Source organism: Porphyromonas somerae, assembly GCF_022845615.1.
Classification (GTDB): domain Bacteria; phylum Bacteroidota; class Bacteroidia; order Bacteroidales; family Porphyromonadaceae; genus Porphyromonas_A; species Porphyromonas_A somerae.
Genome location: NZ_AP025559.1, coordinates 1,260,510 through 1,281,310, shown reverse-complemented (window position 1 = coordinate 1,281,310; position 20,801 = coordinate 1,260,510). Strand labels below are relative to the sequence as shown.

Here is a 20,801-nt window from a genome sequence, read left to right as displayed (position 1 = left end):
GTGACTGTTAATTAGTTGCATTACCATTGAAAAAAAAGGGTCTCGCTATTGGCGAGACCCTTTTCGTCGTATAGTGAAGTTCATCACTGCACAAAGCTTGACCATGGTGAGATGCTAATGCTATCTTCTTCAATGGTGCAGAATGAGTGTATGTAAGCACTAGCAAGTCGGGCATTAGTAATGAGCGGAATATTGTGGTCAATAGCGGCACGACGCAATTTATAACCATTGGTTAACTCTCCAGGAGTAAGGTTTTTATTGATGTTGATCACCAAGTCTACATCTCCACTATGGAGTAATTCTAGAGCCTGAGGGGTACCCTCTTCGCTAGGCCAGTAGCACAATGTACTCTCCACTCCATTTTCCATCAAGAAACGATGGGTGCCTTCTGTTGCGTAGATGATATAGCCTTTATCTCTTAGAAGTTTAGCTGAGTCTAGTAGCATCACTTTTTGTTTTACGCCACCAGTACTCATCAGTACTCCCTTTTTAGGGATCCGATGACCCACAGAGAGCATTGCTTGTAGTATCGCTTCGTCGGAAGAACGTGCAATACATCCTACTTCGCCAGTAGAAGTCATATCCACTCCTAGTACAGGGTCGGCTTTTTGCAACCTAGTAAAGGAGAATTGAGAGGCTTTGATACCAACGTGATCTAAGTCGAAAGCATTCTTAAGAGGAGCTTCGTATGGTGAGCCAATCATTATCTTAGTTGCCAACTCAATCATATTGTAGTTGGAAACCTTGCTCACGAATGGGAAACTTCGGGAGGCTCTAAGATTACACTCAATTACTTTAATATCATTTTCCTTTGCTAGGAATTGGATATTAAATGGCCCTGAGATATGTAGCTCTTGAGCTATCATCCGCACAATCCGCTTAATGCGTCGGATGGTCTCAATATAGAGCTTTTGAGCAGGGAATTGAATGGTAGCATCTCCCGAGTGGACTCCAGCAAATTCAATGTGCTCACTAATGGCATAGGCAATGAGTTCTCCCTTATCTGCCACGGCGTCTAGCTCAATCTCTTTAGCGTTTTCAATAAAGCTGGAGATCACAACAGGGTGCTTTTGCGATACATTTGCAGCAAGCTTTAGGAAGCGCTCTAGCTCCTCATCGTTGGAGCAGACATTCATCGCAGCTCCACTGAGTACATAAGATGGGCGAACCAGCACAGGATACCCGACCTCTTTTACGAAGGACTCAACATCCTCAAGAGTGGTGAGCTCTTTCCAAGCTGGCTGGTCTATGCCAAGTCGATCCAGCATCGCAGAGAACTTGTGACGATCTTCGGCATTGTCGATATATTTTGCTTGAGTGCCTAGGATTGGAGCTTGAATAGCATCTAGCTTCATCGCTAGATTATTAGGGATCTGCCCACCAGTAGATAGAATGGTGCCTCGTGGTCGCTCAAGGTCCAAAATATCTTGCACTCTCTCAAATGTAAGCTCGTCAAAGTATAGGCGATCAGAGAGGTCGTAGTCGGTACTAACCGTCTCTGGATTGTAATTGATCATGATGGAGTGTAGCCCTTCTTTACGAATCGTATTCAGTGCTGAAACACCACACCAGTCAAATTCTACTGAACTACCTATCCTATATGCTCCTGACCCTAGCACAACGATGCTATTTTCACCATTTTCAAAGGTGACATCGTGCTGTTTTCCGTCGTAGGTCATATAGAGATAGTTGGTCTGAGCAGGATACTCACCAGCAAGCGTGTCGATTTGCCTTACTACAGGCAAGATGTTTAGCTTTTTGCGGTATTCCCTTACGGCAGCCTGCTTTACCTCAATATCATCTATATCCGTGCCAAATAGAGCTCTTGCAATTTGGAAATCAGAGAAGCCCTGCACTTTAGCTCTCCTCAATAGCTCAGGAGATATTTCAGCTATGCCTGACAGAGCCTCAAGTTGCTCTGCAGTATCCATAATCTTTCGAAGCTTATAGAGGAAGAATAGGTCAATCTTAGTGAGGTCATGGATCTCTTCTACCGTATATCCAAGTCTGAAAGCTTTACTGATGACAAATATACGCCTATCTGTAGGCTGGCTAAGAGCTTTAGGAATGTCGGGAATGACCAACTCTTTATTCTCAACAAAGCCATGCATCCCTTGGCCGATCATGCGAAGTCCCTTTTGGATGACCTCTTCAATCGTGCGACCGACACTCATGATCTCTCCTACGGACTTCATGCTACTACCGATCTCACGAGATACACCATGGAACTTGCTCAAGTCCCATCTTGGCATCTTGCAGACTACATAGTCCAATGCTGGCTCAAAGAAGGCTGAGGTCGTGGTAGTTACTGCATTTTTAAGCTGGAAAAGGCCGTAGCCAAGGCCTAGCTTTGCTGCAACAAATGCTAGGGGGTACCCTGTTGCTTTCGAGGCGAGTGCCGAAGAACGGCTCAGACGTGCATTGACCTCAATTACTCTATAGTCTTCGCTATCAGGATCCAAAGCATACTGCACATTGCACTCACCGACAATGCCGATATGGCGTACGATCTGAATAGCAATGCTTCTTAGCTTTTGATGCTCAGAATTGGTGAGGGTCTGTGAAGGAGCTAATACTATACTCTCCCCAGTGTGAATGCCAAGGGGGTCAAAGTTCTCCATGTTGCAGACGGTGATACAATTGTCGTATCTATCTCTTACCACCTCATACTCAATCTCTTTCCACCCGCGTAAGCTCTTCTCCACCAACACTTGAGGAGAGAAGGAGAAGGCTTTTTCACACAAGGCGTTTAGTTCTTCCTCATTGTCACAGAAGCCACTACCAAGACCCCCTAATGCGTAGGCAGCACGTATAATAACGGGATATCCCACATGTAGTGCTGCCTTTCGAGCTGCCTCAATAGTCTCTACAGCTTCACTTTGGATTGTTTTGACCTTGATTTGGTCCAGCTTCTTTACAAATAGTTCACGATCCTCCGTGTCCATAATGGCTTGGACGGGAGTTCCAACAACTTGAATATTGTACTTCTCTAAAATACCGCTATTGTAGAGTGCCACTCCACAATTGAGAGCGGTTTGCCCACCAAAGGCGAGTAGTATACCATCAGGACGTTCTTTCTCAATGACCTTTTCAAGGAAGTAGGGGGTCACAGGTAGGAAGTATACAGTATCGGCTACCCCTTTTGAGGTTTGTACCGTTGCAATGTTGGGGTTGACCAAAACGGTGTGTATGCCCTCCTCTCTCAATGCCTTTAGAGCTTGCGAACCAGAGTAGTCAAACTCTCCCGCCTCTCCAATCTTCAGAGCACCCGAGCCGAGTACAAGGATCTTAGAATACTTATTAATTGGTTTTGTTTCCTCCGAAGTAGGAGTAACCAACTTCCCATGATTGATTAAGTCGGCAAACTGATCGAAAATAAATACCGTATCCTCTGGACCTCCATTAGCCTCGGGGTGGAATTGTGTGGAAAAGTACTTCCCAGACTCGTGGATAAGTCCTTCATTAGAGCCGTCATTGAGGTTCCTAAAATAAGTGTGCCATCCCTCAGGTAGCGAACTATCATCTACAGCAAAGCCGTGATTTTGGCTAGTGATATAGCATTTATTTGTACCACAAAGCTGTACAGGTTGGTTGACAGACCGATGTCCGAAGGGCATCTTTGCCACCTTAGCACCAATGGCCTGGGCAATGATTTGGTTGCCCATACAGATGCCAGCCACTGGCTTATCTCCCTTGTTGAGAATGTCTCGAACCCTTTCTACAAGGGTGGTACAGAGTAGTGGATTTCCTGGACCATTACTGATAAATAGCCCATCGTATTGCAACTGGGTAAAGTCGTAGTCCCATGGCACTAGTGTGACGTTAAGACCTCGTTTAATCAGGTGACGAATAATATTCTCCTTTACGCCGCAGTCTACCAATACCACCTTTTTACTTCCGAAACTGGTAAATTCCTTGACCTCCTTAGTAGAAACCTTATCTACTAAGTTGATCTCATCGGTACTAATAAACTCGCTATTATCCTTTCTAACTTCATCAAGAAGCACTTTGCCCAGAAGTGGCCCGCTGTTACGTAGCTTTATGGTTAGCTCTCTTGTATCAATACCTGTAAGTCCTACCACTCCATGTCGTGCTAAGGCACTATCAAGGCTTTCAACAGCATTCCAATGACTATACTCATCCGTATAGTCGTGCATAATCAGAGCCGCAGGATGTATTTTATCACTTTCAAGAAACTTAGTAAGACCTGTCTCTGGGTCTTTTTCCTCAGAGGGAAACCCATAATTTCCTATGACAGGATAAGTGGTGACCAATATTTGTCCAGAGTACGATGGGTCAGTGAGGCTCTCGGTGTAACCAGTCATCGCTGTGCTGAATACCACCTCGCCACTAGCTTGGACCTCTGCCCCTATTACCGTGCCTTCGTACTTGCTACCATCGCTTAGTAGGAGTATACCTTTTCGTTCCATAGTCTTATTTTATTGTTTCCTGAAATCTTCTTCGTAAAATGCTTTGTAAGCCATATTCGTTAGCTTCACGCCACCTGGAGTGGGGTAGTCACCACTGAAATACCAATCTCCTGGGTGATTCGGAATTGCCTTGTGCAACCCTTCAAGAGACTGAAAAACCAATTCAACTTCGGCATTGATATCGGAAGGACGAAGCCGCTCAACGATCTTTGTGTTGATCTCTTCAACCGTAAATGGCGCATAAATATCCTTCACAAAGTTTCGCTCCTCAATCAGTGGTGAGTGAATACTCTCTATGATAGAGCGGTAGGTATCGTGTATAATATATGCCATACCTCTTTCGAGAAGCAAGTCAATTGCCGCCAAGAAAGCAACAAACTCTCGCATCCTACTCATATCAATACCATAGTGGTCTGGGTATCGAATCTGAGGTGCTGAGGATACCACCACTATCTTCTTAGGGTGAAGTCGGTCAAGGATACGAATAATACTTTCCTTGAGTGTGGTACCACGGACAACACTGTCATCAATGACCACCAGGTTGTCCACGCCCTTTTCTACGGTGTCGTAGGTAATATCATAGACGTGCTGTGCCAAGTCTGTACGACTCGCCCCCTCCGAAATGAATGTGCGGAGTTTGATATCTTTGATCACCACTTTCTCAGCCCGAACTCGTTTGTCTAGAAGCTCGTATATCTCCTCTTTAGTCATCTGAGGATTGGCTAGTATTTCCTCCGCTTTCCAATGATTGAAGTGACGCTCCATACCCTCAATCATGCCATAATAACAGGTCTCTGCCGTATTTGGTATGAAAGAAAAGACTGAGTGGTCAATATCATTATCTATAGCCTTAAGCACATCTGGAATAAGCTGTTCGCCAAGTTTTTTACGCTCCTTATAGATATCCTTGTCCGACCCTCTTGAGAAGTATATCCTCTCAAAAGAACAAGCTTTATTTTCCTTAGGCGGAAGTATGTTGGAGACCTTGATCTCAGAGCCCGTCTTATTGATGGTAAGGGCGTTGCCACGCTCTAGCTCATGAACCGAATCTGCAGAGACATTCAAGACCGTTTGTATCACAGCTCTCTCCGAAGCACATACTACAATTTCATCATCATAGTAGTAAAAGGCAGGACGAATGCCCCAAGGGTCGCGGAGCATAAACATCTCCCCACTACCCGTGAGTCCACACATAGTATAGCCCCCATCCCAAAGAGGGGCACACTCCTTAAGGGGGATAGTCGTGTCAAGGCGGGATTCAATATCGTGAGTGATATCCATCCCTGTTAGTCCCTTTGCCTTACTTTCCCTAAACTTATGCTCTACCTCTCGATCCAGACGGTGCCCTAGTTGTTCAAGCAGAATATGGGTATCGGAGTTGCTTCTTGGGTGTTGCCCTACTGAAGTGATTGAGTCAAATATATCGTCCACACTGGTGAGCGTGAAGTTACCACATAGTGACAAGCTCTTTGCTCTCCAATTACTTCTTCGAAGCATTGGGTGAACGTATTGTATCTCTTGCTTGCCTTGTGTGGCATACCTCAGATGACCCATATAGCATTCAGCAGCATAAGGGATGTGTGCCTGAGCGAAGTTGGGGTCTCCCTGCTTCTCCTTACCGAACGATTGGATTTGTCGCTCTACAGAGGCAAAAATCTCGGTGATGGCTGTATTTCCCAGAGCTCTTTCTCGGTACATATACTCCTCACCCGTTGGAGCAGTGAGCTTTACGCAAGAGATACCTGCTCCATCTTGTCCTCTATTATGTTGCTTCTCCATTAAGAGGTACATCTTATTTAGTCCATACCTCCACGTGCCATATTTCTCTTGATAGTAGGTCAATGGCTTGCGTAGCCTCACCATTGCTATACCACACTCGTGCTTCAGTTCCTCCATTTGTGCCTTGCCTTGTTTTTAATTCTGAAAGAAGCCAGTCTCTGATCGACTAGAGACTGACTTCCTTTAGATTATTATTCTTTATTCTCAGATGAGTCCTGATCCTCTTTAGGTACAAAAGTCTCCATGCCAGCTTTTCTAAGAAGGTTATACCACTTTATCAGCTTCTTAATATCGCTATCGTGAACCTTCTCTTTGTCGTAGATTGGAAGCACCTCCTCCATAAAGCTACGTAAGTTACTAGAGCTTCCTAGTACTTCCGATTCATTCTCTATGGTCTCGGGGTGCTTGCTCTTTATCTCCTCAAATACCTCTCCTAGTGGCTTCTCGCCCTCTTCGGTATAAATTGAAATATCGGCTAGGGAAACGATGTTGTCTCTAGCAAAGAGAGGCATTCTCCGACCACTTTCCAAGTCTTCCGCAGTGAAAGGCATTCGAGTGCGATTAATCAGCTTATACAATCCCGATTTTCCTGATATAGAAATAATGTCTGTTAGCTTCATTGTTTATGTTGAATTATATTATCAAGTTGATGGTAAATTACTTCTAATTCTCTTATGATTGAGGTGTTGCCACTATTATCAATGTGCCAATCCGCTTCATCATTTTGTCTTGTCGTCTCCTTCCTCTGTAGGTTTTCTAGTAGCTCAAACCCTTTTTCGCTCCGAAAGGGATCTCTCTTTAGTAGCCTGCTCATTCGAATGGGCGTTTCGGCTTTTACAGCAATCGTTACGTCACAAAGCTGGTACATGTTGGAGGTGAAAAGTATGGCACTCTCTAGGGCTACCCACTTGCTTGCTTGCTGGCCTTTCCAGAGTCCAAATTGCTCCCTTACGGTGCCGTGAACAATCCTTTCCAGGTCCTCCTTTGTCTGTTTATTAGCCAGAAGTTTGCTTATTCCTTCCTTTGCCAGTTTCCCATTTCCCTTAATCGGATCCACCCCAAAGCGGTCAATTATCTCCTCTCTTACTGAGGGGATAAAGTAGCTTTCCTTAGCTATTTTATCACAATCAAATAGGGGGATCCCATACAGCACATTAAGTGTTTGTAGCACAAGGCTTTTTCCAGCACCTACTTGCCCCGCTATTCCAATGACCTTTGGCATCACTCTTTTTCAATTATATACTCCACCGCATCTGGCTCCAATTGTATCATATGTAGCTCTTTAGGTACCATTGGAAGCCTCACCTTTAGCTTTTTAGTCCCTTCCGTAATCTCATCTACATCCACATATGGGTGAATCTGTGCAGATATATCCGATAGTTTTACGTCATCTAATGCTAGGTAAGATACCTTGATGCTAGATGGGAATAGTCGAATATTATAGCCCTCTTCTAGATTACGAACCATAATATTGGTGGCAATAAAAGAATTGTATTTAAGCGGTGCCACCTCAGTGGTTACCGTTACAGAGTCAGGGGTTAGCCTCACTCCATTGGGTGCTATTAAGGCTACCCGATAGCTACTAATTCCTTCTTTTGTTACTGCTAGAGGAGACTGCTCTGTACTGATCAATCCCTGAGTCATCCTTAGGCTATCAATGGAAGTGTTCAGCCCAAAGGCACTTACCTCCTCTGGCTCCATAGTTAAGGAAACCAATACCCTATTACTCTCCTCACCAAGGTCTACTTGACCACCAAAGAAGACGCCTACCTTTTCCTCAATAAGAGGAGCATATGAAAATGAGATATAGTCAGGGAAGAGGGCAATGTGAGCGTCATTTGAGTTGTTGAAGTGCTCATTAAAAACATCGTTGGTGTTTTTAATCTGGCGGATCAATTCTTCCCTGCCGATACTGATATATCCGCCCTCGGGCAAAATTTGGAGCGTGTCAATAGCCAACTTAAGGATCGGCTTGGCGGCAAACCATTGCCTAAAAGTATAGCTCATTAGCTCATTGCCACAAGCTGTAATAGCTATCTCAATCTCCTTGGGAATACCCTTGGTCTCATCTAGAGCATACCTCAGGGGAAGGGTCGGGGCTTCTACAGCCATCGTAACCCGCTTAGTATAGTTGTCATTTAGCGCTTGAAATAACCAAAGGATAAATGAGAGTAGAAAGCAAAAAAGCAAAATCACCCATCTCCTACCTCTTGAGAAGTAGGAGACAGGTTTCAGTGACTTGATACTATTCCAAAATCCCATTATTGATTGGAATTGCTAAATGAGCCATCAAAAGCTCAAGGTTATTTACTTTTTGTTGGTGCTATTATCAGGGAGAGCAAATACTTGGTTGATATCCACCTTCATCTTCACACCTTCCCACACCTCAATGGTTACCTGTCCATTTTCAGGGTTGATCTCCCTGATGATGCCATAGATACCACCAGAGGTCATAATCTTATCGCCAGGCTTCATGGCCTTACGGGCTGCCTCCAGCTTTTTCTGTTGCTTGCTTTGAGGGCGTATAATCAAGAAGTAGAAGATTGCGATCATCAGCACGATCATGACGATGGTGCTCATTCCTCCACCCATTGCACCAGCTGGTGCTTGTAGTAATGTCATTAGTTTCATATTTTCCTTTGTTTTATAGTTAATTGCCTAGTATTTTTCCCTCATTCTTCAAGTCGGTAAATAGCTCATGAAGGATGCCATTGATAAATGTATGGCTGATTTCAGAACTGTAGTAGTGAGCTAGATTGAGGTATTCATTGAGAATGATACTGGTATCTATTGTGGGGAACTTTATCGCCTCGCTCACTGCAAGCTGTAAGATAATGTAGTCAATTTCACTTACCCGCTCCTTGTCCCAATTCTTGAAGTACTTGCTAAGTAGCTCGCGGTACTCCTCCCCATGTACAATGGCGTGCTCCAAGAGCGTTGGACCAAAGTCCTCATCATCCTCAGAGGCGTAAGGGGGTCTCAGCTGTTCGGAGTAGGCTTTTTTCTCCGAAAGACCATTATATACTTTAGTAACGAAGGTAAATACAATGGCTATATCGTCGTTTCTAAAGGTATCCGTCTCCTCTAGAATATCTGCAAATAGCTCGCTCTGAAGGATGTTTTCACCATAAAAGGCTCTCCACGCTTTCTTTACTTCGTCAAAGTTATCCCAGTTGATCTGAAGTAGCTCTTCACGCTGGTCAATAAGAGTGTTGAGTAGCTTTTTGATAAAGTCCTCTACGCTATGGTTGGGCGTAAATGCCTGTTCACGAGCTTGGATATAGTCTAGGTCGCTACCAATCACCTGTGTGACAGGATTGTCAATAATGTGATTGAGCAACTTCACCACGCTCTCGTCTTTGCCAAACTTATCCTCCTCCTTCGCCAGCCTGAAGGCGGCAGCTTCTTTCAAGTCATAAGGGAGTCCAGTGAGGTAGAGGTAAAGGTTGTAAGACTGGTCTAATGCATACCTCAGCAATCCAATAGCCCCTGGTATACCAATGTGCTTCACTTGATAATAGTTGTATAGCACTTGCAAAACCTTTATCCTTATTAGTAATCTATTTATCATTCGTCCACTTCGTATTTATTACACTCAACTTCACCTCCGCTTTATCCTATCTGCAAAGATACCATTTTCTATCGTTATTTGGTATAGTATATTAACTGGTGGCGATCTATATAATCTATGTGACTGGGAGATAGGCTAGAGGGTAGTTGGGGGGCTTTTACTCCAGCCCCCAGTTGAATGGTTCCTACCTCTCTTCGGATGGTATCCCAAAGGTTGGCACGTAAAAATGACTGTATGATCTTAGCCCCTCCCTCTACCAAGAGCGATGTAATCCCTTGGTCGTAGAGACTACTTACCACTTGGCTGAGATCATCGGTGCCTTTTATCAAATGCCAATCACTTTTGGGCGTGAGTAAAGCATCACTTTCTCTATGGCTGTCTATGACATACACTTTGGGCGAAGGAAGCCCAGGGTATAGTCGGTTGTTCAGCCTAGGCTGGTCCATAATTGCTGTTCCCCTCCCAATAAGTATCGCATCGTGCTCGCCACGCAACTTGTGCGTAAGTAGCTGAATGTATGGAGTGGATATCTTGGCTGCTGGTTCACTTGCACTTCGATGGTAGTCAATATAGCCATCACTACTCTCAGCCCACTTGAGGGTGATGTACGGTCTTCTGAGTAGTTGATTGGTCATAAATATCTTAGCAACCGCTTTGCACTGCTCCTCTAGTAATCCTACAGAGACCTCCACTCCACCTTCTCTCAGTATTTCACACCCCTTTCCAGCAACTTTTGGGAAGGGGTCAAGGGTACCCACCACTACTTTTTTTACCTTTTGCTCCACTAGCATCTTAGCACAAGAGGGGGTACGGCCTTGGTGGGCACAGGGCTCTAGTGTTACATACATGGTGCTTTGGGAAATCAAGTTCCGCAGTCGTTGGGGCACACTAGCGATGCAATTTACTTCTGCGTGGTTATCGCCCTGCCTGATGTGGTAGCCCTGACCAATAACTGTATCATTGTATACCAATACGGCACCCACCTTTGGATTACTATTCACCTTAAAGTTTTCACCTCTGCTGGCTAGGTAGATCGCCAACTGCATATATTGTATATCTTCCACTTTTTTCTGCTATCTTTGTGCCAATGAATGAGTTTCAAACCACCAAGCAATGGCTAGCTACGGAACTGGGTAGCTACTACTCTCAGGAGGAGGCGGAGTATATCGCACGTATCCTTCTCGAAGAGGCTTTTGGGCAACCCTATCCTATGCTCGTGGTTAGTGATGGCAAAGTTAATCAAAAGATTGATTTGCTCATGGGTTGGCTTTCCAGATTATTGGCTCACGAACCCCTGCAGTATGTACTCGGACACACCTCGTTCTGCGGAATGGATCTCTATGTGAGTAGTGGCGTACTGATACCTAGGCCAGAGACGGAAGAGCTATGCTATATAATAAGGAGTAGGGGATTTCTATTCTCTGGTGCTACCTCCATAGATTTGTGTACTGGTAGTGGTGCGATCGCCCTCTTTATGGCGAAGAGTGGTGCCAAGGTGGAGGCTATTGAACTAAGTCCCCATGCCCTCTCTGTGGCAGAGAAAAACATTCATCGCTATGGCTTGGAGATTGATTTACAGCGAGCCGATCTGTTTGATGGCCACTTTAGTCCTAAGCACCAACAGTACGACTTGGTGGTGAGCAACCCTCCCTATGTACTCAATAAGGAGCGTATGGAAATGGAGCCGCATGTGCTTGATACAGAGCCTGAGATGGCTCTATTTGTGCCCGATGACGATCCGATTCTCTTTTATAGACGGATTCATGAGCTATATAATAATAGTAAGGTACTCGCCTTTGAAATCAATCCTCTCTGCGTTAGGGAGTTGACGGAGCTGTTCAGTGATAGAAAAGTTGAATTCATCGAGGACTTTAATGGGAAAACTCGATATTTGATTGTGACGTGATATGGAGGCTGATGCGCTTAAAGAACTATTGATAAAAGCGGGGAGATATACTTCAAGATATGAAAAGACCTCTAAGGAGGTGTCTGAAAAGCTATTGACTTGGTCCGATGGTGAGATTGAGCCTTCGGAGATAGAGCGGATAATCGACCAATTAAAGAGTGAGAAGTTTATCGACGAAGAGCGGTATGCCGAGCGATATGTGAGGGATAAGCTAACGATGCTCAAGAAGGGCCCCATCTTGATCCGATTTGAGCTTCAAGAGCGGGGAGTTCCCTCTTCGCTGATCCAAAAAGCACTCAGTGCTATACCTTACGACGATTGGTTTTCGGCTTTAGAGGAGTATCTGTCCCCTAAACTGGCAAGATACAAAACGAAGGCCAAAAATGAGTACGACCTGCGGATGCGGCTTGTGGATGCTGCCTATCGGAGAGGGTACCCATCGGATATATACGAGGAGGTGATTGACCGTCTTGAAATCTCGTGATATGCTTTTTGATGACCTCATCAATTTCATATATCCTGCCTATTGTGTGGATTGTGGTTGCCGGTTAGAGGGTAAGGATATCTTTTTGTGTCCAAAGTGCTTCGATGCACTTCCTAAGTACTTTGGCATGGAGAGTTATTATGATGCACAAGAGAGGTTGGAAGGGCTGGTGCCATTCACTGAATTCCAAACCGATCTTATCTTTAGCAATCCTAGTGTTGTACGTACACTCATTCACAATGTAAAGTATAATGGCTTCCCCAAAACTGGTTATTATCTTGCAAAGCACTTCGCACAGCAACATTATGATGCAGGGCACTTTTTGGACGTAACCGTAATTGTGCCAGTTCCTCTGCTCAAAAAGAGATTGCATAGACGTGGCTACAATCAGTCTACCTTTATTGCCAAAGGACTAGCTGAGGTCTACTCCTTATCTATTGATGAAACTCTACTAGCTAGAGGTGGAAGGCGTGGTACCCAAACGCATAGGGGAAAAGAGGCAAGGTGGCAACAGATTCAAGGAGCTTTCTACTCACCGCAGAAGAGTAAGGTGAGTGGTAAGCGAATACTCGTGGTAGATGATGTGCTCACCACGGGTGCTACACTAGTCAATGCTGGTAGAGCTCTAATTGATGCTGGTGCAGAGTCGGTATCATTTTATACCTTGGCTCTTGATGTCCTTGTCTAGCTGACGAAGTACTCTAAAGTATCGGGAGATGAGGAGTAGGGCAAGGGAGGTAAAGCCTACAAAAAAGGCACACCAAATACCTATGATTCCCCACTCGAAAGTAAAGCCAAAGAGATAAGCTGCTGACATGGTTAAGACGAGGTAGCAAAAACAAGCTGCCCACGCTGTAAACTTTACATCCTGCATCCCTCTGAGTGCATTGGAAAATAAGATTTGAAGCATATCTGTCACTTGGTAGGCTGCTAGTGGAAGTATCACGATTGATGCTAGCTTGATAACTGACTCATCTGTGGTGAATATGTGTGGAATGTAGGTGCGAAAAGTGAGTAGTAGCACAATGAGTGTCAGTGCCATACTTATCTGAATCTTAAAACCCGATTTTACCACACCTCTGATCTCGTCACTCTTCTTGAGTTCATAGAAGTGACCTACACGGATCATCACCGCTGCCGACATTCCATAAAACATCAGGAAGCCAAGGGTACTCACTGTGTTGACTATTTGGTGCGTTGCCAGCTCGAGCGTGCCTATCCACCCCACCATTATGACCGCAATGCTGAATGATGCTGTCTCCATTCCTAGCTGAAGGGCTGAGGGCATCCCTATGCCACTGAGCCTCTTGAGTAGACCTCTATCTATAGCCCCCTTAGTGGAGTGGTTGGTCTCAAAAATGCTCTTAAATCTTGTCGTTCCGTGAACTTCATAGATAAGGATGGCGAGCATCACAAGTCGGGAGATGAAGGTGGCAAGTCCAGCACCCACAAGACCTAGCTCAGGAAATCCCCACTTACCGAAAATGAGTAAGTAATTGAATACGATGTTAATGATATTCGATAGAATGATGGCGGTCATCCCAATCTTTGTCAACCCTACACCGTCTACAAATTGCTTGTATCCATAAAAGATGATTAGAGGAATGATACTCACTAGATGAATCGTGTAGTATGGACGTATAAGACCAAGTAACTCATCGGGCTGACCAAACCAGTGGATATTGACCAAGCATATCCACATAACAAGTGTGATAAGGATGCCCACGATGGTATTAAGAAAGATGCTGCTCTTTAGAAGGGAGCGAAGTTGGCCATTGCCAGTGGCAAATGAGCCGGATACAAGTGGAGTGAGTCCGTACGAAAATCCCATCGCAAAGACAAAGGCAATATTGATGAATCCATTGACAAATGACGCGGCAGCAAGCTCGGAGGTGCCGTATCTTCCAACCATAATATTATCAATAAAACCAACTAAAATAACTCCCATCTGACCAAGCATAATGGGGTACCCTAGCTTCAAAATCTCCTTCGTATGTCTACTGATATTCATAAGGGTGTCCGCTTATTTCAAAAAGAAAAAGGCAAACTATCCAAAGATGGTTTGCCTTAGTTTAGTAGTGACCACGGCAGGATTCAAACCTGCAACCTTTTGATCCGTAGTCAAATGCTCTATTCAGTTGAGCTACGTGGCCAGTTATCCAGTCTTACCCGAGGGTAGTGACCACGGCAGGATTCAAACCTGCAACCTTCTGATCCGTAGTCAGATGCTCTATTCAGTTGAGCTACGTGGCCATCGTTACTAATAGGCATAAAGCCTTAACTGCGTGCAAAGGTAATAATAATTATTTATCTATCCAACATTTCAGATGAGAAATCTGCAGCGTTTCAAGTGTTGGAGTTTCTAACGAGAGCAAGAAGCCCTCCTTAATAAATCTTGTGGTACACCTTTATGACGTGAAAAAGTGGGTTGATAATGAGGCGTTAATGGCCCCTATTTAATATGTTGATATACAGTATATTATATCGGTCTTAGTTTAGTTGCAACTAAACTTTTGTCTTGCTAAATCATGGATTTACACCTAAGGTTAGTGGCGTTTTTATTTGGTATATGAAGTCATTTTGTTTGATACGAGAAACATTTTTGTCTGATACGAGAAACATTTTTGTTTGGTACATGAAATATTTTTGTTGGATATTTCTCCGATGATTCTTCTCTAAGGTCTATCAATCGGCTAATCTTTTGGACTTTAAGCGGTTAATATATTGTATAGACCAAACTTTTTATCTATCTTTGCAAAAGTTTGTACTCTATATAAGAGAAATAGGGTGGAAACTAAAGATAAAGCCTTGCATTGTCAAGGTAGAGATGTAACATTATTTTATTCACCAATTTTTTAAATGAAAAATTACTACGAAGAAGTAAAGCCTTTGGAAGGCTTTGATTGGGACAGCTTCGAGCGCGCTACGGAGGAGTCTCCTGAGAGCATCAAGAAGATGGAAGAGCAGTACGCTGCTACAATGGGAGAGGTTTCTGAAGGCGAGATTGTGACTGGTACGGTAGAGTCTATCTCTAAGCGCGAAGTTATTGTCGACGTAGGTTTTAAGTCTTTTGGAGTTGTATCATCAGCGGAGTTCCGCTACAATCCCGACTTAGCTGTTGGAGACAAGGTAGAGGTTTATGTTGAGGTACAAGAGAACAAGGAGGGTCAGCTAATCCTTTCGCATCGTAAAGCTATGCAGGCACGTGCTTGGGAACGTATCAACGAGGCTATGGAGAAGCAAGAGGTTGTTAAGGGCTTCATCAAGAACCGCACTCGCGGTGGTATGATCGTAGAGATCTTTGGTATCGAGGCATTCCTACCAGGTTCTCAGATTGATGTGAAGCCTATCCGCGACTTTGATGAGTTTGTTGGAAAGACTATGGAATTCCGTATCATCAAGGTTAATGAGGAGTATAAGAATGTAGTTGTATCACACAAGGCACTGATCGAAGAGGAGCTTGAGGCTCAGAGGTCTGAGATCATCTCTAAGCTTGAGAAGGGTCAGGTACTTGAGGGTACGGTTAAGAATATTGTACCTTACGGTGCGTTTATTGACCTTGGTGGTGTGGATGGTCTTATCCATATTACCGACCTATCATGGGGTCGTATCCGCACTCCAGAGGAGGTGGTTTCTCTTGACGAGAAGATCAATGTGGTGATCCTAGACTTCGACGAGGAGCGTAATCGTATCGCCCTTGGTCTGAAGCAGCTCACTCCACACCCATGGGACAGCCTTGATGAGAATCTGAAGGTTGGCGATAAGGTAGAGGGTACTGTAGTAGTGATTACTGAGTATGGTGCATTCGTTGAGGTACTACCAGGTGTTGAGGGACTTATTCACGTAAGTGAGATGTCTTGGACGCAGCACGTACGTAGCCCACACGATCTTCTGAAGGTGGGTGAGAAGGTAGAGGCACAGATCCTTACTCTAGATCGTGAAGATCGTAAGATGAGCCTAGGTATCAAGCAATTGACTCCTGACCCATGGGCTGATATTGAGTCTAAGTATCCTGTAGGTTCACGTCACACTGCTAAGGTTCGCAACTTTACCAACTTTGGTATCTTCGTAGAGTTTGAGGATGGTATCGATGGCCTAATCCACATCAGTGACCTTTCTTGGACTAAGCGTATCAAGCACCCAAGTGAGTTTACTAAGATCGGTGATGACATTGATGTAGTTGTTCTTGAGATAGATAAGGAGAACCGTCGTCTAAGCCTTGGTCACAAGCAGACCACTACAGATCCATGGGAGAACCTTGGTACTGTATTCTCTGTTGGTACTATCCATCAAGGTAAGATCGTAGAGCTTCTAGACCGTGGCGCAGTGATTGAGCTACCTCACGGAATTGAGGGCTTTGCAACTCCTAAGCACCTTGTGAAGGAGGATGGTAAGCAAGCTGAGCTTGGTGAGACTCTTGATTTCAAGGTGATTGAATTCAATAGCGACTCAAAGCGCATCATCCTTAGCCACAGCCGTATCCGTGAGGATCAGGAGAAGGGAGCTCGCCAAGAGGAGAGAGCTGCTGCACAAGCTACTCGTGAGATGATTCGTCAGGAGAGTGCTCAGGCAGAGAAGTCTACCCTAGGTGATATCGATGCACTTGCTGCACTTCGTGATAAGATCGAAAAGGCTAATAGTGAGGAGTAATATCTGGAGCTATTGCTAGAAAATTAATTAAATGGGGCGGTTTGTCTACGACGAGTCGCCCCATTTCTATTCTTTTACTTGACTATGAAGAATTATAAAGAGATCATCTACTACTCCTTAATTGGAGTACTGCTCTTAGGGTTGATCTGCACCCATGTTCCTACCCTGGCGCCACTAGGGTCGTGGGTGAGTCCACCAATTGCACTATTGCTCGGACTTATCTTTGCACTTTCATTCGGAAATATCGCCCCCAAGCTAAATAAGGCTATGAGCAAATACCTACTTCAGTACTCGGTGGTGGGTCTCGGTTTTGGTATGAACCTTTATAGCTCTGTAGCAGCAGGTAAGGAGGGTATGGTATTCACTATTATTTCGGTTATCGGTACCATGGTGGTGGGCTGGCTTCTAGGAAAGTATGTGTTCAAGATAGATACCAATACCGGTTACTTGATTAGCTCTGGTACGGCGATCTGTGGAGGAAGTGCCATTGCTGCTGTGGGACCGATTGTAGGGGCTAAGAGTGGACAGATGTCGGTGGCTCTAGGAGTTATTTTTATCCTCAATGCGATAGCTCTATTTATCTTCCCTCCTATCGGTAGAGCGATAGGAATGAGTCAGCAAGACTTCGGATTATGGGCTGCCATTGCCATCCACGATACCAGCTCTGTGGTAGGAGCTGGAGAGGCTTATGGTGATATTGCTCTACAAGTGGCTACTACGGTGAAGCTTACTAGAGCCTTATGGATAGTACCCTTAGCATTAGTTACCTCGTTTATTTTCAAACAGAAAGGACAAAAGATAGCTGTCCCTAGGTTTATCCTATTCTTTATTCTTGCAATGCTCATCAATACTTTCCTATTGGGAGATTATCCTACATTTGGACAGATGATAAGCAAGATTTCTAAGCAATGCCTAAATGTAGCCCTCTTCTTTATTGGTGCTGGATTGTCTCGTGATGTGCTCAAGTCAGTCGGGGCAAAAGCTCTTTTCTTAGGAGTTACCTTGTGGATCCTAATAGCCACTGGTACCCTCTGCTACATTTACTGGGTCTAGTTAAATGACAAAGAACCTCCTAAGGAGTTTTTCTTAGAAATGAAAAAAACCGCTCAAAGCCAGTGTATTAGGCTCTGAGCGGTTTCTTTGTCGCGGAAGCGGGGGCTCCAAAACCTTGAAAATCGCAGAATATCACGCAATATCAATTCTCTGTATTTCAGCAGAATATAAAATCACCACTTAAACAGAATATCATACAACCTCTTTCCATATGTCGAAAATTGGGTGTAAATTTGGGTGTAGATTTAATCCGCGTATGAACTATGAATATTAAGAGGAACATTATTTTCGCACTGGAGAGACGCAAGAAAGATGGAGTACTCATTACAGAGAATGTGCCCATCAGAATGCGTGTGATTTATAACAGTAAGCGCATTGAGATTGCGACTGGATACAGAATTGATGCTTCAAAATGGGATAGTGATCTTCAGCAGGTGAAAAGAGGATGCACCAATAAGCTCAAGCAATCAGCTACTGAGATCAATGCAGACCTGCAGAGATATGGATCTGAAATGCAGAAGATATTCAAGGAGTTTGAAATTAAGGAGCTAATTCCAACCCCTGAACAAATCAAAGATATATTCAATTCAAGGTTGAGAAATGAAGAGCAACCTGAGGGAATATGCTTTATGCAGGCATTTGATGAGTTTGTCAGTGAAAGAGGTGTACAAAATAGCTGGACGCACTCTACCTATGAGAAGTTTGCAGCTGTGAAGAACCATCTTCTAGAGTTTAATCCCTCTGTATCCTTTGAGCTATTTGACGAAGTCGGGTTGAATAAGTACGTCCTTTTTCTTCGAGATAAGAGAAAGATGAGGAATAGCACTATAGAGAATCAACTTTCATTCCTCAGGTGGTTTTTAAGATGGAGTTTTGGCAAAGGCTATACGACTCTTACCGCTTTTGAAACATTTAAGCCAAAACTAAAAAGCACCCAGAAGAAAGTAATCTTCCTTACATGGGATGAACTGACACGTCTAAGGGAGTGTGAGATACCTGAAAGCAAACAGTACTTAGAGCGAGTACGAGATGTTTTCCTTTTTTGTTGCTTTACAGGTCTCCGCTATTCTGATGTTTTTAATCTCAGAAGGAGCGACATCAAAGAGGATCATATTGAGATTACTACAGTCAAAACAGCTGATAGCCTAATCATAGAACTGAACAAACACAGCAGATCAGTTCTTGAAAAGTATGAGAATGTGGTCTTTGAGAAAGACAAGGCTTTACCAGTAATCAGCAATCAACGAATGAATGATTACTTGAAAGAGCTGGCAGAACTGGCAGGGATTGATGAACCAATAAGAGAAACCTACTATATAGGCAACAAAAGAATTGACGAAGTGACTCCAAAGTATGCACTACTGAGTACTCATGCAGGAAGGCGAACTTTCATTTGTAATGCGCTCTCCTTGGGAATACCCGCTAATGTAGTGATGAAGTGGACTGGTCATAGCGACTATAAAGCGATGAAACCATACATCGATATTGCTGATGATATAAAGGCTAACGCAATGAACAAGTTCGATCAGTTATAGCCGAACTTGAAATTTCAAGCAGACTTGAAACTATGATATCCACAACAGAAATTTCAAGTGCGCTTGAAAATCCCTATATTTGCAGAGAAATTTCAAATACACCTGACAATGCTCGCGCCGATAAGGAAATACAACTTTTGGGATGAGAACCCTATAGACTTAGGGTATCCACGCACATTCTACACAGATAAGATAGGTCAATACATTGATAACAAACTGATCAAAGTATTGGTAGGTCAGAGACGTGCCGGAAAGAGCTACATCCTAAGGCAAATAGCCTCACAGCTAATTGCCAACGGCACTCGTCCCAATAACATTCTTTACATCAACAAGGAATACCTGGAGTTTTCAGACATTCTTGACTATCAAGACCTCGAGAACCTATTTCAGCAATACAAGAAAGACCTCAACCCGCAAGGGAAAGTATTCCTCTTCATAGATGAGATACAGGGCATTGAAGAGTGGGAACGATTTGTCAACTCACACTCCCAAGACTTTGCTGAGCCTTGTGAGATATTTATCAGTGGCTCCAACTCTAGTCTGCTATCTGGTGAACTTGCAACGCTACTATCGGGAAGGTATGTAGCGTTTGAAATACTCCCCTTTAGTTTTTCAGAGTTCTGTGGTATCACTCAGAAAGAGCCTAATAGAGAGAGTTATATAGACTTCCTTCAAACTGGAGCCCTACCAGAGCTTTTCAACCTCCCCAATGATGAGATGAAGCAAAACTACGTCTCTTCAATCAAGGACACTGTTATGCTTCGTGACATTGTCGCTAGGTATAAAGTAAAGGATGTGAAGCTCCTAGATGACCTCTTTGTGTATCTAGTCAATAACGCCTCCAACATTATCTCCATCGCCAACATCGTCAACTTCTTTAAGTCTCGAAATAGGAAAACCAACTACGAGACGCTCTCCAACTATATCTCCCATCTCGAGAGTACGTTCCTCGTGCATAAGGTAGAGAGATATAATATCAAGGGCAAGGAGACAATTTCGGCTAATAACAAGTACTATCTGAATGATTTGTGCTACCACAATTACCTCTATTCTGGATTTGGCTATGGAATGGGGTACTTATTGGAGAATGCTGTCTATTTAAGCCTTAGACGGACTGGATATCAAATCTATGTAGGCACGAATAAAGAGGCTGAGGTAGACTTTGTCGCTATCAAAGGTAGCAAGAGGTTATATTTCCAAGTCACGCTACAACTAACAGAGCAAGAGACAATAGAGCGAGAGTACCGCTCTCTTTTGTCGATAGAAGATAACTTCAAGAAGTATGTGGTCAGTTTGGATGACTTCAAGCTTCCAACAAATGAGGGTATTGACCATATTTCGGCGTGGGAACTTGACACTATTCTGTAACGCATAAAACCCAACCTAATTACTG

16 protein-coding genes and 2 tRNA genes are annotated in these 20,801 nt (G+C 43.9%); 7 read left to right on the top strand and 11 right to left on the bottom strand.

Annotated elements, in window-relative coordinates; all coding sequences use genetic code 11:
* Nucleotides 1-83 precede the first annotated feature (83 nt).
* The 8 genes from carB to ribD all read right to left on the bottom strand — a co-directional run bounded on the left by carB (nt 84) and on the right by ribD (nt 10,844).
* On the bottom strand, nt 84-4,430 hold the full coding sequence (carB, locus tag MWL85_RS05625; RefSeq protein WP_244401786.1) for a carbamoyl-phosphate synthase (glutamine-hydrolyzing) large subunit: 4,347 nt from the start codon (nt 4,428-4,430) through the stop codon (nt 84-86).
* Nucleotides 4,431-4,439: 9 nt separating this feature from the next.
* Nucleotides 4,440-6,326: an amidophosphoribosyltransferase gene (locus MWL85_RS05620; RefSeq protein ID WP_018028753.1), complete on the bottom strand. Its 1,887-nt coding sequence runs from the start codon at nt 6,324-6,326 to the stop codon at nt 4,440-4,442.
* Nucleotides 6,327-6,400: 74 nt separating this feature from the next.
* Nucleotides 6,401-6,829, bottom strand: a complete 429-nt coding sequence (locus MWL85_RS05615) for a DUF5606 family protein (protein ID WP_021903075.1) — start codon at nt 6,827-6,829, stop codon at nt 6,401-6,403.
* Nucleotides 6,826-7,431: a dephospho-CoA kinase gene (gene coaE, locus MWL85_RS05610; RefSeq protein WP_244401785.1), complete on the bottom strand. Its 606-nt coding sequence runs from the start codon at nt 7,429-7,431 to the stop codon at nt 6,826-6,828. Before coaE ends, MWL85_RS05615 begins: the two co-directional genes overlap by 4 nt.
* Nucleotides 7,431-8,321 (bottom strand): YbbR-like domain-containing protein, encoded by an 891-nt coding sequence (locus MWL85_RS05605; RefSeq protein ID WP_244401784.1) that lies wholly within the window; start codon nt 8,319-8,321, stop codon nt 7,431-7,433. The genes coaE and MWL85_RS05605 overlap by 1 nt, the downstream gene beginning before the upstream one ends.
* Nucleotides 8,322-8,516: 195 nt before the next feature.
* On the bottom strand, nt 8,517-8,840 hold the full coding sequence (gene yajC, locus MWL85_RS05600; RefSeq protein WP_244401783.1) for a preprotein translocase subunit YajC: 324 nt from the start codon (nt 8,838-8,840) through the stop codon (nt 8,517-8,519).
* A gap of 19 nt (nt 8,841-8,859) precedes the next feature.
* On the bottom strand, nt 8,860-9,780 hold the full coding sequence (locus MWL85_RS05595) for a transcription antitermination factor NusB (protein WP_040576055.1): 921 nt from the start codon (nt 9,778-9,780) through the stop codon (nt 8,860-8,862).
* 74 nt (nt 9,781-9,854) lie between these two features.
* Nucleotides 9,855-10,844 carry a bifunctional diaminohydroxyphosphoribosylaminopyrimidine deaminase/5-amino-6-(5-phosphoribosylamino)uracil reductase RibD gene (ribD, locus tag MWL85_RS05590; RefSeq protein WP_244401782.1) on the bottom strand — a complete coding sequence of 330 codons (990 nt, stop codon included), beginning with the start codon at nt 10,842-10,844 and terminating at the stop codon, nt 9,855-9,857.
* 23 nt (nt 10,845-10,867) lie between these two features.
* Here ribD and MWL85_RS05585 point away from each other — a divergent pair, with 23 nt between their 5' ends.
* Genes MWL85_RS05585 through MWL85_RS05575 form a run of 3 tightly spaced genes read left to right on the top strand, consistent with a single transcriptional unit; the run spans nt 10,868 to nt 12,858 of the window.
* The gene (locus MWL85_RS05585) at nt 10,868-11,686 is read left to right on the top strand and encodes a N5-glutamine methyltransferase family protein (protein ID WP_244401781.1); all 819 of its coding nucleotides are present in this window, start codon (nt 10,868-10,870) and stop codon (nt 11,684-11,686) included.
* Between the two features lies 1 nt (nt 11,687).
* On the top strand, nt 11,688-12,170 hold the full coding sequence (locus MWL85_RS05580; RefSeq protein ID WP_244401780.1) for a regulatory protein RecX: 483 nt from the start codon (nt 11,688-11,690) through the stop codon (nt 12,168-12,170).
* 1 nt (nt 12,171) lies between these two features.
* On the top strand, nt 12,172-12,858 hold the full coding sequence (locus MWL85_RS05575; protein WP_244401779.1) for a ComF family protein: 687 nt from the start codon (nt 12,172-12,174) through the stop codon (nt 12,856-12,858).
* Here MWL85_RS05575 and MWL85_RS05570 read toward each other — a convergent pair.
* The 3 genes from MWL85_RS05570 to MWL85_RS05560 all read right to left on the bottom strand — a co-directional run bounded on the left by MWL85_RS05570 (nt 12,823) and on the right by MWL85_RS05560 (nt 14,423).
* On the bottom strand, nt 12,823-14,181 hold the full coding sequence (locus MWL85_RS05570) for an MATE family efflux transporter (protein WP_244401778.1): 1,359 nt from the start codon (nt 14,179-14,181) through the stop codon (nt 12,823-12,825). The two genes, MWL85_RS05575 and MWL85_RS05570, sit on opposite strands and share 36 nt — an antisense overlap.
* 68 nt (nt 14,182-14,249) lie before the next feature.
* Nucleotides 14,250-14,323, bottom strand: a tRNA-Arg gene (locus tag MWL85_RS05565).
* A 26-nt stretch (nt 14,324-14,349) separates the two neighbouring features.
* Nucleotides 14,350-14,423 (bottom strand) — tRNA-Arg (locus tag MWL85_RS05560).
* Between the two features lie 606 nt (nt 14,424-15,029).
* Between MWL85_RS05560 and rpsA the strand changes: the two genes are divergently transcribed.
* The 4 genes from rpsA to MWL85_RS05540 all read left to right on the top strand — a co-directional run bounded on the left by rpsA (nt 15,030) and on the right by MWL85_RS05540 (nt 20,776).
* Nucleotides 15,030-16,820, top strand: coding sequence for a 30S ribosomal protein S1 (gene rpsA, locus MWL85_RS05555; RefSeq protein WP_018029043.1), 1,791 nt, complete (start codon nt 15,030-15,032; stop codon nt 16,818-16,820).
* 84 nt (nt 16,821-16,904) lie between these two features.
* Nucleotides 16,905-17,873, top strand: coding sequence for a YeiH family protein (locus MWL85_RS05550; protein ID WP_244401777.1), 969 nt, complete (start codon nt 16,905-16,907; stop codon nt 17,871-17,873).
* A 263-nt stretch (nt 17,874-18,136) separates the two neighbouring features.
* Nucleotides 18,137-19,408, top strand: coding sequence for a site-specific integrase (locus MWL85_RS05545; RefSeq protein ID WP_244401776.1), 1,272 nt, complete (start codon nt 18,137-18,139; stop codon nt 19,406-19,408).
* Nucleotides 19,409-19,516: 108 nt separating this feature from the next.
* Nucleotides 19,517-20,776, top strand: a complete 1,260-nt coding sequence (locus MWL85_RS05540) for an ATP-binding protein (RefSeq protein ID WP_244401775.1) — start codon at nt 19,517-19,519, stop codon at nt 20,774-20,776.
* The last annotated feature ends 25 nt before the right edge of the window (nt 20,777-20,801 follow it).

Bases quoted from the DNA above. Each gene is read 5' to 3' on its own strand.
- carB (WP_244401786.1), bottom strand. From the start codon at position 4,430: ATGGAACGAAAAGGTATACTCCTACTAAGCGATGGTAGCAAGTACGAA.
- MWL85_RS05620 (WP_018028753.1), bottom strand. From the start codon at position 6,326: ATGGAGGAACTGAAGCACGAGTGTGGTATAGCAATGGTGAGGCTACGC.
- MWL85_RS05615 (WP_021903075.1), bottom strand. From the start codon at position 6,829: ATGAAGCTAACAGACATTATTTCTATATCAGGAAAATCGGGATTGTAT.
- coaE (WP_244401785.1), bottom strand. From the start codon at position 7,431: ATGCCAAAGGTCATTGGAATAGCGGGGCAAGTAGGTGCTGGAAAAAGC.
- MWL85_RS05605 (WP_244401784.1), bottom strand. From the start codon at position 8,321: ATGGCTGTAGAAGCCCCGACCCTTCCCCTGAGGTATGCTCTAGATGAG.
- yajC (WP_244401783.1), bottom strand. From the start codon at position 8,840: ATGAAACTAATGACATTACTACAAGCACCAGCTGGTGCAATGGGTGGA.
- MWL85_RS05595 (WP_040576055.1), bottom strand. From the start codon at position 9,780: ATGATAAATAGATTACTAATAAGGATAAAGGTTTTGCAAGTGCTATAC.
- MWL85_RS05585 (WP_244401781.1), top strand. From the start codon at position 10,868: ATGAATGAGTTTCAAACCACCAAGCAATGGCTAGCTACGGAACTGGGT.
- MWL85_RS05580 (WP_244401780.1), top strand. From the start codon at position 11,688: ATGGAGGCTGATGCGCTTAAAGAACTATTGATAAAAGCGGGGAGATAT.
- MWL85_RS05575 (WP_244401779.1), top strand. From the start codon at position 12,172: ATGCTTTTTGATGACCTCATCAATTTCATATATCCTGCCTATTGTGTG.
- MWL85_RS05570 (WP_244401778.1), bottom strand. From the start codon at position 14,181: ATGAATATCAGTAGACATACGAAGGAGATTTTGAAGCTAGGGTACCCC.
- rpsA (WP_018029043.1), top strand. From the start codon at position 15,030: ATGAAAAATTACTACGAAGAAGTAAAGCCTTTGGAAGGCTTTGATTGG.
- MWL85_RS05550 (WP_244401777.1), top strand. From the start codon at position 16,905: ATGAAGAATTATAAAGAGATCATCTACTACTCCTTAATTGGAGTACTG.
- MWL85_RS05545 (WP_244401776.1), top strand. From the start codon at position 18,137: ATGAATATTAAGAGGAACATTATTTTCGCACTGGAGAGACGCAAGAAA.
- MWL85_RS05540 (WP_244401775.1), top strand. From the start codon at position 19,517: ATGCTCGCGCCGATAAGGAAATACAACTTTTGGGATGAGAACCCTATA.